This is a genomic window from Streptomyces sp. NPDC002795, assembly GCF_042888725.1.
GTDB lineage: Bacteria > Actinomycetota > Actinomycetes > Streptomycetales > Streptomycetaceae > Streptomyces.
In genome coordinates this window covers 1-14,776 of sequence record NZ_JBIAQB010000015.1, presented here as the reverse complement: position 1 = coordinate 14,776, position 14,776 = coordinate 1, and the positions used below count along the sequence as shown (strand labels likewise).

Annotated in this window: 12 protein-coding genes; 5 read left to right on the top strand and 7 right to left on the bottom strand. The window is 71.2% G+C overall.

Annotation, left to right across the window (positions count from 1 at the left end):
* Nucleotides 1–32 precede the first annotated feature (32 nt).
* The 7 genes from ACFYWS_RS34990 to mtnA form a co-directional block, all read right to left on the bottom strand.
* A complete protein-coding gene (locus ACFYWS_RS34990; protein ID WP_326014127.1) occupies nt 33–785 on the bottom strand; it encodes a response regulator transcription factor in 753 nt (250 codons plus the stop codon).
* A gap of 202 nt (nt 786–987) precedes the next feature.
* On the bottom strand, nt 988–1,683 hold the full coding sequence (gene hpf / locus ACFYWS_RS34985) for a ribosome hibernation-promoting factor, HPF/YfiA family (protein ID WP_389283175.1): 696 nt from the start codon (nt 1,681–1,683) through the stop codon (nt 988–990).
* Nucleotides 1,684–2,019: 336 nt separating this feature from the next.
* Entirely contained in the window at nt 2,020–2,847 is an 828-nt protein-coding gene (locus ACFYWS_RS34980) for a ComF family protein (protein WP_389283174.1), read from the bottom strand.
* Nucleotides 2,848–2,973: 126 nt separating this feature from the next.
* On the bottom strand, nt 2,974–4,791 hold the full coding sequence (locus ACFYWS_RS34975; protein WP_389283463.1) for an LpqB family beta-propeller domain-containing protein: 1,818 nt from the start codon (nt 4,789–4,791) through the stop codon (nt 2,974–2,976).
* A gap of 28 nt (nt 4,792–4,819) precedes the next feature.
* The gene (gene mtrB, locus ACFYWS_RS34970) at nt 4,820–6,964 is read right to left on the bottom strand and encodes an MtrAB system histidine kinase MtrB (RefSeq protein WP_389283172.1); all 2,145 of its coding nucleotides are present in this window, start codon (nt 6,962–6,964) and stop codon (nt 4,820–4,822) included.
* A gap of 1 nt (nt 6,965) precedes the next feature.
* Entirely contained in the window at nt 6,966–7,655 is a 690-nt protein-coding gene (mtrA, locus tag ACFYWS_RS34965) for a two-component system response regulator MtrA (protein WP_323179534.1), read from the bottom strand.
* Nucleotides 7,656–7,659: 4 nt separating this feature from the next.
* Nucleotides 7,660–8,847 (bottom strand): S-methyl-5-thioribose-1-phosphate isomerase, encoded by a 1,188-nt coding sequence (gene mtnA, locus ACFYWS_RS34960; RefSeq protein ID WP_389283170.1) that lies wholly within the window; start codon nt 8,845–8,847, stop codon nt 7,660–7,662.
* Between the two features lie 140 nt (nt 8,848–8,987).
* Here mtnA and ACFYWS_RS34955 point away from each other — a divergent pair, with 140 nt between their 5' ends.
* From ACFYWS_RS34955 to ACFYWS_RS34935, 5 genes are all read left to right on the top strand, one after another.
* A complete protein-coding gene (locus ACFYWS_RS34955; RefSeq protein ID WP_389283168.1) occupies nt 8,988–10,343 on the top strand; it encodes a glycerophosphoryl diester phosphodiesterase membrane domain-containing protein in 1,356 nt (451 codons plus the stop codon).
* A gap of 4 nt (nt 10,344–10,347) precedes the next feature.
* Complete coding sequence (locus ACFYWS_RS34950) at nt 10,348–11,040, top strand: DUF4129 domain-containing protein (protein WP_389283167.1); 693 nt, start codon at nt 10,348–10,350, stop codon at nt 11,038–11,040.
* A gap of 143 nt (nt 11,041–11,183) precedes the next feature.
* Complete coding sequence (locus ACFYWS_RS34945) at nt 11,184–12,326, top strand: DUF4350 domain-containing protein (protein ID WP_389283461.1); 1,143 nt, start codon at nt 11,184–11,186, stop codon at nt 12,324–12,326.
* Nucleotides 12,326–13,315 (top strand): AAA family ATPase, encoded by a 990-nt coding sequence (locus tag ACFYWS_RS34940; protein WP_389283165.1) that lies wholly within the window; start codon nt 12,326–12,328, stop codon nt 13,313–13,315. The genes ACFYWS_RS34945 and ACFYWS_RS34940 overlap by 1 nt, the downstream gene beginning before the upstream one ends.
* A gap of 29 nt (nt 13,316–13,344) precedes the next feature.
* A complete protein-coding gene (locus tag ACFYWS_RS34935; protein ID WP_389283163.1) occupies nt 13,345–14,655 on the top strand; it encodes a DUF58 domain-containing protein in 1,311 nt (436 codons plus the stop codon).
* Nucleotides 14,656–14,776 lie beyond the last annotated feature (121 nt).

The following is a 14,776-nucleotide window of genomic DNA, read 5'->3' as shown; positions in this document are numbered from 1 at the left end:
ACCCGGTTCCAGCCTGATCCGTCAGAAGGGCCCTAGCGGATCTCCAGGATCTTCTCCCGCATCGCGTAGACCACGGCTTCCATCCTGGAGTGCAGCTGCAGCTTCTCCAGGATGTTGCGCACATGGTTCTTCACGGTGTTCTCGGAGATGAACAGCTCCTTGGCGATGTCCCGGTTGTTCATGCCCGTGGCCACCAGCTTGAGCACCTCGAGCTCCCGGTCGGTCAGCCGGGGCGCGGGCACGAGCCGCCGCTCGTCCGTGCGCTGGATCATCGACTTGAACTCGGTGAGCAGCTTCGACGCCATGGACGGGCTGATCTGCGACTGCCCGTCGGCCACGGCGCGAATGGCCGTGGCCACCTCGTCGGTCGAGATCTCCTTCAACAGATATCCCGTCGCGCCCGCCTTGATCGCGTCGTAGAGATCGGCTTCCTCATCGCTGATCGTCAGCATGATGATCTTGGCGCTGGGGGCCACCTCCTTGATGGAGGTGCACGCCTCGATGCCGCCTCTCTTGGGCATCCGTACGTCCATGAGGACGATGTCCGGCAGCAGATCGGCCGCCTTGTCCACGGCCTCCGCCCCGTCGCCCGCCTCACCGACGACCTGGATGTCCTCCTCGGCCTTGAGGACGATCTCCAGGCCGCGCCGGAACAGGGCATGGTCGTCCACCACAAGCACCCGGATGGGTTCCTCGCGCGAGGAACCGGCATCCGGCCCCATGTCGGCGCCGTCCTCGCCGGCACCGGCGTCCTCGCCCCGCATCAGTCCGAAGCTGTCCGCCATCGTTCCCCCCTGAAGGCCGCGGCCCGTCTTCCTGTGCCGCGCCAACCCGAGGCACCAGCACGCCGGTTGACCCGGCCCGGCCATGATTTCATGCCGCGGCCTCGGCGCGATGGCCGTGCGGTGCACCAGGGGGTCGCACAAGGGTGCCCCTGGGGGCGCACGCGCACCTCAGGGGCACCCGATGAGTGGGTGTCAGTTGTGGTCAGCCGCCGATGGCGTCGCCCGCGTCCGCTCCCCTGACCTCGGAGACCATGGGGTCGGTGCTGAGGTGGATGACGCCGTAGTCGTAGGCGTGCCGCCGGTAGACGACGCTGGGTTCCTTGGTCTCGGAGTCGACGAACAGATAGAAGTCGTGCCCGACCAGCTCCATCTCGTAGAGCGCCTGATCGAGCGTCATGGGAGCCGCCACGTGGCTCTTCTCACGGACGACGAGTGGGCCCTCGCCCTTGACCTCGAGCGAGCCCATCTTGGTGGTCGGTACGCCGTCGGTCTCGGCCTCCTCGCCCGTGGCGATCGTGCCGTCCCCGTTGAGCAGGGCGGCGTCCGGCACGTGCTCGGCGACCTCCGCCGCCGGGATCCGCTTGCCGCGCCGCGACGACCGCTTGTCGTGCTGCTTGCGCAGGCGTGCGTCGAGCTTGTCCGTGGCCAGGTCCAGCGCCGCGTACGGGTCGCTTGCCGCGGCCTCCGCCCTGATCACCGGGCCTCGCGTACGCAGCGTGATCTCCACGCGCTCGCACCGGTCCGCCTGCCGGGGGTTCGGCTCCTTGGACACCTCGACGTCGAGGCTGATCACCTTGCCGTCGAGCTTCTGGATCTTCTCCAGCTTCAGCTTCTCGGCCACGTGCTTACGGAACCGCTCTGGTACTTCGGTCTTGCGGCCCTTGACGACGATGTCCACGCAGAACTCCGTTCCCGGATAGCCCCGCTCCTTGGGCGGAGCATCTCCCTCTTGCACCAGACTCCGGCCACTCCCGAAGTCTCGGACTCGGTGACTTCCACCTCCTCCTCCCCCGTGGACAAGATCTCCACCCCACCCATGCCGGGTGATTGCGAAAATGCCTGTGCAATGTCCTGACAGGGCAATCCAATGGTGAGGGGCGGCGCCCGCCTTTCCTGCCGAGTTCCTCACAACCGAACATATCTCGCCCGGACGGTTGTCGGCACCCTCTACTGACGCGTACCTCCAACCGAGCGAATGAACCCTGTCTCTACCTGCAACGATGCAGATTCCCAACTAGTTCCGGTTTATTTCGAAGGAATCCGGTGACGCAGCCACGACGGCCGCCCGGAACGGGATCCTGTTGATCTCGTCCGCCTTTCCCGGACCTGCCCCGGAGGCGTTCCCCTCCGTCCCGTGTTCCCTCTCGATCTTCGCGTAACCCGTCGCGACCGCTATTGCGCGCGCCGCCTCCGCCAAAGAAGCACCCGTCGTGATCAGGTCGTCGACCAGCACGATCCGGCCATTTCCGCTGAGCAACCCGCTGCCACCGCCCACCACCTCCAGCGCGCCCGTCACATTCACCCGCCGCTGCCGGGCGTCCAGGCCCGACTGGTCGGCCACCGCGCGCCGCTGCCTCAGCACGGCGAGCACCCGCGCCGCGACCCCCGCACGGCGCAGCTCGGCCGCCGCCGCGTACGCGATCCGCCGCGTCGGGTCGTGCCCACGCGCCCGCACGGCCCGCGGCGCGGACGGCACAGGAACCAGCGTCACGGCGCCCAGGACGCCACCAGGAGCCCTCCCACCCGCGCCGCGCCCACCGACCCCACCGTCCACGAGACCGGCCCGCACCGCCCCGGCGAGCGCCTCGCCCAGCGGCCGGGCGAGGCCGAGCGCACCACGCTCCTTGTGGGCGAGGAGCACGGCCCGCACCGCGTTCCGGTACGGGACGGCGCCGAACACGACCGGCAACCCCGGCGGAGCCGGTCGCGGCCGCACCCTGCTGGGCACGGCGCCGCGCAACGCCGCCGAGCACCGCGCGCACAGCGTCGTACGAGACCTGCCACAACCGGCACACTCCGCCGGCAGCACCAGATCGGAGAGGTCCTGCCACCACCCCCGCATACCCACCACTGTGCCGATCCGCGGGCCGCCCCACCAGCCCTGTGGACAACGCCCTGTGGACAACTCGACGGTTGTGACCAGGGGTTGAACTCGTGTGGGTGACACCCGGGCCATCGGCCCGCGCCGCTACCCCGGATAGACCGGAGCCGTCCCGTCCTTCAGCACCGACTGCCACGCCGCCCCGGAGGGCAGGCGGACGATCCCGTCGTCGGAGTGCGCGAGCAGCGGCAACTCGTCGTTGTCCGACGCCGCGATCTCGCTGACCCTGGTCAGACCCGGCAGCGCCTGCCCGGTCGGCGTCGATCCGTCGCTCAGTACGTACTGCATCTGCTGCAGCCCGCCGGGCTCCCGGCCGACGACGACGAGCCTGCTGTCGCCCGCCCACGACACGGCCGTGACCTCTTCCATCTTCGGTGCGGCCCGGCGCAGTTCGGTCACCGAGACCTCCGTGTCGCCGTTCGCGTCGGCGTGTCGCTCGACCCGCCCGATCCACAGCGACGTCGTGTCCTTGTCCGCCACGAGAAGCCCGATCCGCGCTCCGTCGGCGGACGCCTTCACCGTCTCGATGGTGACGTCGTCGCCGAGGCCCTCGACCCGGACCTTCTGCACCTTGTCCGCCTGGCCCTGCCCGAACATCAGCAGCCGCCGGTGCTTGGGATCACGGTCGGCCGCCCACAGGTCGCCGTTCCCGTCCCAACTGGGTGTCGTGAAGCCGTTCTTCTCCGCCTTGGCCTGGCTGCGCGCGACCGGGTCCCCCAACGAGGCACCCGAGATCAACGACGCCACGTACAGCGAGCGCCCGTCGTTCGAGACCCCCGCCGCGCGCTCCTGGTCGCGCGACACCGCCACGGAACGCAGCACCTGCTCGCCCTCGCCCAGCGGCCCCGGCACCTCCTCGGGGCTCTTGTCGGACCTGCTCTTGCCCGGCATCCGCACCAAGCGGCCCTTGGCGTCGAGGAAGTACTGGTCCGGGACGCGCCCGGTGGAGCGCGGCGCCGCGAGAGCGTCCGCCCCGTCCTCGGTCATCGCACACATGAACCGGCCGTCGGAACGCTTCAGTTCGACCTCGTTCACGCTCGACGACGACAGGGCCCGCAGCGAGAACAACAGTTGGGCCGCCATCTCCTTGCACTTGGCCTGACCGGCCCTGCTGCCCGCCTCGTTCAGCGGCACCGTCAGCTTGTTGGCGTCGTCGGGCGCCAGCGAATCGGTGCCCTTCTTCAGCGCGGCATGCGTCGGGAACGCCGTCCGCACCACCGGATTCAGCCAGCGCGTCGGCCCCCGCAACAGCTCCTTGACGGTCTCCGTCAGCGGGTCGGTCCACTGTCGTACGAAGACGGGGTCCGCGACCAGACGCCGCTGCCCGGCCTCGCCGCCCGACGTCGAATCCACCGCGTAGTAGTACTTGTTGACGGAGCTGTAGATCCGCTGGAAGTCGGACTCGCCGAGGACGACCCCCTCCGGGAGGGCGTCGATCCGCCACTGCTTGCCCTTGGAGGTGTTCACCTGCGTCAGGTGCAGATCCCCCTGGTACGACCCGCCCTCCGGCTGGTACGCCTGCTGCTGGTCGACCGTGGCGACCTGATGCCCGGTCAATTCGTAGGAGCGGCCGTCGTTCCCCGAATTCGGCCGGCCCGTCGGGCGCGTGCTGGGGCCCTCGTCGAGCACCACGGTCTGCCGCTTGGGCTCCCAGTTCTTCGCCGCCTTCGGCGTCAGGTACTTGCGCGCCATCGTGTACGAGGGGTCGTCACTGGTCAGCGCCTCCAGGAAGCCCTCGACGATGGAGGAGGGCCCGACGTTGTCCTTCGGCGGCAGGGCGAAGACGCGCACCTGCGAATCCGGACGCTGCGAGGCCTCGACCGATTCGAGGCCTCCGTTGTCCGGCATCGACGCACAGCCGGCGAGCACGAGCGCACCACACCCGGCCAGCATTCCGGCCCGCATCCCGCGCCGCTGTCGCGGCACCCGCTGCTCATCCACGACCGCCGTCGCTCCCCTCACCGCGCGATGTCGCCGCGGTCCGCTCCGTACGCGCCCGCGCGGGCGCCCCGGGTTCCGACGCCTCGTCGTCCGCCGCCCGCGACCCGTCGCGCCCACTGTGACCATCCGGGTCACCGTGCCCCGCGCCGTCGTCGGCCTGCCGCGGCTCGCTCGTCGCCCCGCCACGAGCCACCACGCGCGCGACGCTGCCGGGCAGCGCCGTGGGGTCCGCGGACACCGCCGCCTGCGCGTGGTGCGCGGCGATCGGGGCCTTGTCCGGCGCGGGCAGTGCCTGGGCCGGCACCGTGGCCAGCTTCTTGCCGTCGGCGCCCGGAAGACCGGAGTCACCGAGTCCCCGGTTGCGCCGCGAGTCCTCCGGCTCCAGCGGTATCGGCGAACCGCGCAGCGCCTCGTCCACCGTCCTCGGCAACGTCAGCCGGAACTGCGAGCCGCCGCCCGGCTCGCCCCACGCCTGCAACCACCCTCCGTGCAGCCGCGCGTCCTCCAGGGCGATCGACAGGCCGAGCCCGGTTCCGCCCGTGGTACGCGCGCGTGCCGGGTCGGCCCGCCAGAAGCGGCTGAACACGCGGGTCGCCTCTCCGGGCTTGAGCCCCACTCCGTAGTCGCGCACCGCGACGGCGACCGCGCCTCCCGCGGTCGCGAGCCGCACCACGACGTCCTGGCCGTCGCCGTGCTCCACGGCGTTCACCACCAGGTTGCGCAGCACGCGCTCCACACGCCGCGCGTCCGCCTCGGCGACCACCGGCTGATCGTCGCCGACGATCCGGATGTGCGTGCCCTTGCGCTCCGCGAGCGGCTCGGCGCCACCCACCACGCGCCGTACGACCTCCCGCAGATCTATCGGCTCGGCCTCCAGCGCGGCGGCCCCGGCATCGAACCGGCTGATCTCCAACAGATCGGCCAGCAGCGACTCGAAGCGGTCCAGCTGGTCGGCCAGCAGCTCCGCGGACCGCGCGGTCACCGGATCGAAGTCGACCCGCGCCTCATGGATGACATCGGCGGCCATCCGTACCGTCGTCAGCGGCGTTCGCAGCTCATGACTCACGTCCGAGACGAACCGCCGCTGCATCCGCGACAGGTCCTCGAGCTGCTGGATCTTCAGATAGAGGTTCTGCGCCATCTTGTTGAAGGCCTCGCCCAGGCGCGCGATGTCGTCCTCGCCGGTGACCTTCATACGCTCCTGGAGGCGGCCCGCGGAGAGCCGCTCCGCGACCCCTGCCGCCATCCGGACCGGCGTGACGACCTGCCGCACGACGAGCCAGGCGATGGCCCCGAGCAGCACCACGACGAAGAGCCCCGCCGTCGCGAGCGTTCCCTTGACCAGGCCGAGGGACTTCTCCTCCTGCGTCAGCGGGAAGAGGTAGTACAGCTGATAGGCGTTCCCCTGCGGATCGTTGAGCCGCTTGCCGACGACGAGACCCGGCTGCGAGTCCTTGCCACCGTCGTAGACGATCTTCGTGTACTGCTGCGAAGCGCCGGCGATCCGGTCGACCTGTCCCCGCAGGTCGTCGGGCACACTGCGGTTCGGGTCCACAGGACCGGAGCCACGCGGCGCCCGCCCGTTGCCACTGTCGGCGTCGTTCGAGCTGAGGGTCACGACGTCGAACGCGCCCTTGCCACCACTCGCGAGCTGCGTGACGAGCTCGCTCATCCAGTTGTTGGGGTTCAACGTGGTGCGACTGTCACCGGACGCGCCGTCCCGCACCCCGGCCGCCGCGGAGTCCGCCTTGTCCTTCGCCGCGCGGAAGCCGCCCTCGGCCTGGCTCTGCGAGGCCTTCACCTTGGCGTCGAGCAGCCCGTTGCGCACCGAGCCGATGACGACGATGCCGAGCAGCAGCACGACACCGAGCGACATCAGCAGCGTCGTGACGACGACCTTCAGCTGGATGTTCCGCCGCCACAACCGCATCGCGGGCAGCAACGGACGCCGCACCCAGCGCGCGAACAGGCGCAGCACAGGGCTGCCCTTCATCCCGCCCTGGAGCAGCAGACTCCTGTCGACGACCCGGCGCAGCCGTGAGCCGCGAGCGGCGGTCGGACCCGCCGCGGGTCCCACAGGCCGCTCCGGGCGGGACCCCGGGGCCCCGGGCGCCGAAGCGGCACTGTTTCGGGACACGTCAGCTCGGTCCTGCCTTGTAACCGACACCTCGGACGGTCACCACGATCTCCGGCCGCTCCGGGTCCTTCTCGACCTTGGAGCGCAGCCGCTGCACATGCACATTGACCAGACGCGTGTCCGCCGCGTGCCGGTAGCCCCACACCTGCTCCAGGAGCACCTCACGCGTGAACACCTGCCAGGGCTTGCGCGCGAGCGCGACCAGCAGATCGAACTCCAGCGGCGTCAGCGCGATCGGCTGTCCTTCCCGCTTCACCGAATGCCCCGCCACATCGATGACCAGGTCACCGATGGCGAGCTGCTCCGGCGCAGGCTCCTCCGATCTCCGCAGCCGCGCCCGGATCCGGGCGACCAGCTCCTTCGGCTTGAACGGCTTGACGATGTAGTCGTCGGCCCCCGATTCGAGGCCCACCACCACATCCACGGTGTCGCTCTTCGCCGTGAGCATCACGATCGGCACCCCGGACTCCGCCCTGATCAGGCGGCACACCTCGATACCGTCCCTACCGGGCAGCATCAGGTCGAGGAGAACCAGATCGGGCTTGGTCTCACGGAAAGCGGCCAGCGCCTTGTCGCCGTCAGCTACGAACGACGGCTCAAAACCTTCACCACGCAGCACAATGCCGAGCATCTCGGCCAGTGCGGTGTCGTCGTCGACGACAAGGACTCGTCCCTTCATGGACCACATCATCCCATTAGCTCATCGTTGCCTGGAGTGAACTGTCACACAGTTCGCCCAAGCCATCACTTGTCACAGGCGACACAACGCCCCGCTCCGTGACGATCGCCGTCACCAAGTCCGGAGGCGTCACATCGAACGCGGGGTTGTACGCCTGCGTCCCCAGTGGTGCCACCGGAATCCCGCCACCTGCCTCCACTCCGGCCAGCGGCGCCCGCGGCGCCGTGACCTCCGTCACCTCATGCCCTGCCCGCTGCTCCACCTCGATGGAAGCCCCGTCCGCGGTCTCCGGGTCGATCGTCGTCACCGGCGCGACCACGATGAACGGCACATGGTGATAGCGCGCCAGCACCGCGAGCGGATAGCTCCCCACCTTGTTCGCCACCGAACCGTCGGCCGCGATCCGGTCCGCGCCGATGAGCACGGCGTCCACCTCACCCGCGGCGAACAGCGACCCCGCCGCATTGTCCGTAAGCAATGTGTACGCCATCCCGCTCCGCGCGGCCTCATAGGCGGTCAGACGAGCACCCTGCAACAGCGGCCGCGTCTCGTCCACCCACAGCCGGCGCAGCCGCCCCGCCCGATGCGCGGCGAGCGCGACCGCGAAAGCCGTGCCCTCACCGCCGGAGACCAGCGCCCCGGTGTTGCAGTGCGTCAGGATGCGGTGATTGCCACCGGGCAGCAGCTCGTCCAGCAGCCGTAGCCCCTGCTCGGCCATCCTGGCGCTGGCTTCCGCGTCCTCCGCGTGCAGCGCCCGCGCCGAGGAGAGCGCCGCCGCGGCGGCCCGCGCCTGCGCCTGCGCCTCGTCACCCGTCCCACTCCCGAACGCGGATCGGTACGCCTCCTGCGCCCTGCGCACCCCGGACGCCAGATTGACCGCGGTGGGCCGCGCATCCGCCAGCGCCCCCGCCGCCTCCTCGACGTCGAAGCCGCGGGCGGCCGCGAGCGCCACCCCGTACGCCCCCGCGATCCCGAGCAGCGGCGCCCCGCGCACGGCCAGGGAACGGATCGCCTGCACCAGGGCCTGCGGATCCGTGCACACCAGCTCGACCTCTTCCGCGGGCAGCCGCGTCTGGTCGAGCAGCACCAGAACGGGCCCCTCCGCCGGCTCCTCCCACCGGATCGCCGCGATGTCGACGGTCTGGGACCGTGTGCCGTGGATGGGCCGTATGTCCTCGCCGGATTGCGCGTACTGATCAGCCATCCGCCCAGTCTGCCCCGTACCGACCCGACAATTGAAGGCGTGCAGCCCTCCCGGGGCCAGGTCATCCGGCACCCACCCCATGGCACGATGGCAGCCAACCTGCTGCCGCGACCGCGGTCGGGCACTGTGAAGGAGCGACGATGAACGACACTCCGGGCTGGGCATCGCCCGGATCTGCCCCCTCCGACGGCCCGGACGGCAACCGCGAGGACGGCCCCGGCCAGAACGGCGACGCACAGGGCAGCGGTCCGCAGGACGCCACCCCGCAGGACGCCGCAGGCCAGGGCCCGAAGTGGTCCAAGGAGCAGCCGCCACCCGCCCAGTGGTCCGCGCCCTCCGGCCCCGCCCAGACCCCTCCCCCGCCCCCGCCGGCTCCCGGCCAGGGCCAGGGCTGGGGCGGTCAGGGCTGGGGCGGCCAGGGCGGACACGGTGGCTACGGCCAGGGTCCGGGCGGCCCCGGAGGCGGCGGCTACCCCGGCTGGGGCGGCGGCTGGCAGGGCAAGCCCTCGGCAGCCAAACCCGGCGTCATCCCGCTGCGCCCGCTCGGCGTCGGCGAGATCCTCGACGGCGCGGTGTCGACGATGCGCAGCTACTGGCGCACCGTCCTCGGCATCTCGCTGACGGTCGCCGTGGTGACCCAGCTCCTGGCGGTCCTCCTCCAGGGCTTCGCCCTCAACGACGCGGCGACCACCACGGCCCTCGACAACCCCGACGCCACCCCGCGCGAGATCTTCAGCGCCCTGGGCACGCTCCTGATCGGCTCCGCGCTCGTCGCGGTCGTCACGCTGCTCGGCACGATCGTCGCGACGGCCCTGCTGACGACCGTCACCAGCCGCGCCGTGCTCGGCCGCCCCGTCACCACAGGAGAGGCCTGGCGCGACGCCCGGCCGCAGATCCTCAGGCTGCTCGGCCTGACGCTGCTGCTCCCGCTGATCGCCGCGGCGATCATGCTCGTGAGCGTCGCGCCCGGCATCCTCGTCGGCGCACTCGGCTCGCCCGAGGGCGGCCTCGCCCTCGGGGTCGTCGGCGGTCTCGCCGGCCTCGCCGTGACGATCTGGCTGATGGTCCGCCTGTCGCTGGCCTCGCCCGTGCTGATGCTGGAGAAGCAGACCGTCCGCAAGGCCATGGGCCGCTCCACCAAGCTCGTCCGCGGCTCCTGGTGGCGGGTCTTCGGCATCACGATCCTGGCGTCCCTGATCGCCGCGATCGTCTCGGAGATCATCCTCTTCCCGTTCACCGCCATCGCCGGGGTGGTCAGCGGAGACGGCTTCACCGGACTCCTGGAGAGCGGCGGGAACTTCGGCTGGGCCTTCCTCATCATCACCGGCATCGGCTCGGTCGTCGGCTCCACGATCACCTTCCCGATCACGGCCGGCGTCACCGTGCTCCTCTACATCGACCAGCGGATCCGCCGCGAGGCCCTCGACCTCGAACTCGCCCGCGCCGCAGGCCTGCACGACTACGGGTCCGCCTCCGGCGCCACTCCGGGGAGTTGATGGGGTGAGCGCACTTGGGGGAGTGCTCCACACGACGATCTCGTCGGTCCTCACCGGCGGCGACGAGCCGCCGGTGAGGATCCCGCGCGACCCCGCGCGGGAAGCGGCGAAACGCGAGCTGTCCAAGCCCGCGTACCACCAGGACGACCCGAACTGGTTCATGCGCGCCCTGAACAAGTTCTGGGACTGGATCGACGAGCTCTTCTCCGCCGCGTCCGGCGCCACCCCCGGCGGCGCCGTCGGCCTGATCGTGATCCTGCTGGCCGTCGTCGCCGTGGCGGCCGCCCTGTGGTGGCGCCTCGGCACCCCGCGCCGCTCCCCCACCTCCGCGCCCCCGCTCTTCGACGACCGCCCGCGCAGCGCCGCCGAGCACCGCGCGGCCGCCGCGGCACACGCCGCCCAGGGCCACTGGAACCAGGCCGTCCAGGAACGGATGCGCGCCCTGGTCCGCTCTCTGGAAGAGCGCGCCCTCCTCGACCCGCGCCCCGGCCGGACCGCCGACGAGGCCGCCTCCGAAGCGGCCCGCCCGCTGCCCCAGCACGCGGACCGCCTCCGCGCGGCAGCCCGCGACTTCGACGACATCGCGTACGGCGGCCGCACCGCGGCCCCGGAGACGTACGAGCGCCTGTCCACCCTGGACACCGAGGTGGAGCGCACCACCCCCGTCCTCGCCCCCACCGCGGGAGCGCCCCGGTGACCGAACCGACCGATCCCCACGTCCCGACCCCGGGCCACCCACCAGGAGCCGAACCGGGAAACACGACCTCGGCGACGCTCACCGCGCCCCCATCGCCACCGGCACCCGACGGCACCACCTCCACCACCCCCACCGCCCGCCAGATCTGGACCCGCACCCGCGGCATCGCCCTGGCCCTGGTCCTCCTCCTGGTCGCGGCCGTGGCCATCGCGGTGGTCCGCTCCGGTGACCAGCACGGCGCCCTCGATCCGCGCTCCGCCGACCAGCGCGGCAGCCGCGCCGTCGCCGAACTCCTCGCCGCCCGCGGCGTCGACACGCGCGTGGTCACCACGACCGACGAGGCCCGCGCGGCGACAGGTCCCGACACGACCCTCCTGGTCGCCTCGCCCGACCGGCTCACGGCCCGCCAGCAGTCCCGGCTCCGGGCCACCACCGCCGACTCCGGCGGCCGCACCGTCCTCGTCTCCCCCGGCGCCGCCGCGGTCGAGACGCTGGCCCCCGGCGTCTCCGACCCCGAGCCCGCCGCCGACCAGCCCCTCGCGCCCCGCTGCGCGCTGCCCGAGGCCCGCCGCGCCGGCCCCGCGAACACCGGCGGCCACCGCTACAGCACGACGCTCACCGGCGCCGACTCCTGCTACCCGAGCCACGGCTCCCCCACGCTGCTGCGCCTGCCGTCCCCCACCGACGAAGGCGACACGGTCGTCCTCGGTGCCCCCGACATCCTCCTCAACGACCGCCTCGACGAACAGGGCAACGCCTCGCTCGCCCTTCAACTCCTCGGTTCGCGCCCTCATCTGGTCTGGTACCTCCCCTCCCTCTCCGACGACTCGGCGGCGGACGACGCACAGAACGACCGCAGCTTCGTCGACCTGATCCCCCAGGGCTGGCTCTGGGGCACACTTCAGCTCTTCATCGCGGCAGCACTGGCCGCCCTGTGGCGCGCACGCCGTCTGGGCCCCCTCGTCCAAGAGCGCCTGCCTGTCGCGATCCGCGCCTCCGAAACCGTCGAAGGCCGCGCCCGCCTCTACCGCAAGGCGAACGCCCGCGATCGCGCCGCCACAGCTCTACGTATCTCCACCCGCACGCGCCTCGCCCCCCTCATCGGCGTCCCCGTCTCCCAGGCCCACTCGCCCGAGACCTTCCTCCCGGCCCTGGCACACCAACTCCCCACGCCCGCCCGGGACCCGCACGCCCTCCTCTTCGGCCCGCCCCCCGCGACCGACGCAGCACTCATCGCACTCGCCGACCACCTCGACGCCCTCGAAAGAGAGGTACGGAACTCATGATGGACCCGACCACTGACAACGCCGGGCCCACGACGGATCCCCGCAGCTCAAGGGCGTCTTTGGAAGCCCTGCGCACGGAGATCGCCAAGGCCGTGGTCGGCCAGGACTCCACCGTCACGGGCCTCGTCGTGGCCCTGCTCTGCCGGGGCCACGTCCTGCTCGAGGGAGTGCCCGGCGTGGCCAAGACCCTCCTCGTACGCGCCCTCGCCGCGTCCCTCGAACTCGACACGAAGCGCGTGCAGTTCACCCCCGACCTGATGCCGAGCGACGTGACGGGCTCGCTGGTCTACGACACCAACACCGCCCGCTTCTCCTTCCAGCCGGGCCCGGTCTTCACCAACCTCGTCCTCGCGGACGAAATCAACCGCACCCCGCCCAAGACCCAGTCCTCCCTCCTCGAAGCGATGGAGGAGCGCCAGGTGACGGTGGACGGCACGCCCCGGCTACTCCCGGACCCGTTCATGGTGGTCGCGACCCAGAACCCGGTCGAGTACGAGGGCACCTACCCTCTCCCCGAGGCCCAACTGGACCGCTTCCTCCTCAAGTTGAACGTTCCCCTGCCCACCCGACAGGACGAGATCGACGTCCTCACCCGCCACGCCTCCGGCTTCAACCCCCGCGACCTACAGGCAGCTGGTATCCGCCCGGTCGCCACGGCAGCCGACCTAGAAGCAGCCCGCGCGGCCGTCTCCAAGACAACGATCTCCCCCGAAATCACCGCCTACGTAGTGGACATCTGCCGAGCGACCCGCGAATCCCCGTCGCTCACCCTCGGCGTCTCCCCGCGAGGAGCCACGGCCCTCCTCGCCACAGCCCGCGCCTGGGCCTGGCTTACCGGCCGCGACTACGTCACCCCCGACGACGTCAAAGCCCTGGCCCTGCCCACCCTCCGCCACCGCGTCCAACTACGCCCGGAGGCCGAAATGGAGGGCGTCACCCCGGATTCCGTCATCAACGCGATCCTGACCCACGTCCCCGTCCCCCGCTGACTCGACGCACAACGGAGGACGACACAACGATGGCACTGACCGGACGTACGGCCCTTCTCGCGGCCCTGGGCTCCCTCCCCGTCGGCATCTGGGACCCCAGCTGGACCGGCATCCTGGCCGTCAACACCCCGCTCGCCCTGGCCTGCGCCTGCGACTTCGCCCTGGCCGCCCCCGTACGCCGCCTGCGCCTTACCCGCTCGGGCGACACCTCAGTACGTCTCGGAGAACCGGCCGACGTCACCCTCACGATCACCAACCCCGCACGCCGCCCCTTGCGCGCCGCCCTCCGCGACGCCTGGCCCCCCAGCAGCTGGCGCTCAGGCATGGAGTACGACTCGTCCCGCCACCGCGTGAACATCCCCGCAGGCGAAAGGCGCCGCGTCACGACGCGCCTCCAGCCCACCCGCAGAGGCGACCGCACGGCCGACCGCGTCACCATCCGCTCCTACGGCCCCCTCGGCCTGTTCACCCGCCAGGGCACGCACAGGGTCCCCTGGACGGTCCGTGTCCTGCCGCCCTTCCACAGCCGCAAGCACCTCCCCTCCAAACTGGCCCGCCTCCGCGAACTCGACGGCCGCACCAGCGTGTTGACGAGGGGCGAGGGCACAGAATTCGACAGCCTCCGCGAGTACGTTCCCGGGGACGACACCCGCTCCATCGACTGGCGCGCAACGGCCCGCCACTCCGCGGTGGCCGTACGCACCTGGCGCCCGGAACGCGACCGCCGCATCCTCCTGGTCCTCGACACCGGCCGCACCTCCGCCGGCCGAGTCGGCGACGCCCCGCGCCTCGACGCCTCCATGGACGCCGCACTCCTCCTGGGCGCCCTGGCCTCCCGGGCCGGCGACCACGTGGACCTTCTGGCCTACGACCGCCGCACCCGCGCCCTGGTCCAGGGCCGAACCGCAGGCGACGTCCTTCCTGCCCTGGTCAACGCCATGGCTCCCCTGGAACCAGAACTGATCGAAACTGACGCCCGAGGCCTCACGGCAACAGCCCTGCACACGGCACACCGCCGGTCCCTGATCGTCCTTCTTACGTCCCTGGACGCGGCCCCCATCGAAGAGGGCCTCCTCCCCGTACTCTCGCGTCTCACAAAACGCCACACGGTTGTCCTGGCATCGGTGGCCGACCCGAGAATCGAATCAATGGCGTCGGCCCGGGGCACTACCGAAGCTGTCTACGATGCCGCGTCAGCGGCCCAGGCAAAGGCCGAGCGCCTGCGCACCGCCGAACAACTCACCCGCCACGGCGTCACCGTCGTGGACGCCACCCCATCCGAATTGGCTCCAGCCCTTGCGGACGCCTACCTGGCTCTGAAATCCGCCGGCCGCCTTTGAGTGAATGGGCGCGTGACGCGCCCATAGAACGCAGAAAAGCCCGGACCGTATCCCGGTCCGGGCTTTTCTATAAAATTAGTTCGGCGGCGTCCTACTCTCCCACAGGGTCCCCCCTGCAGTA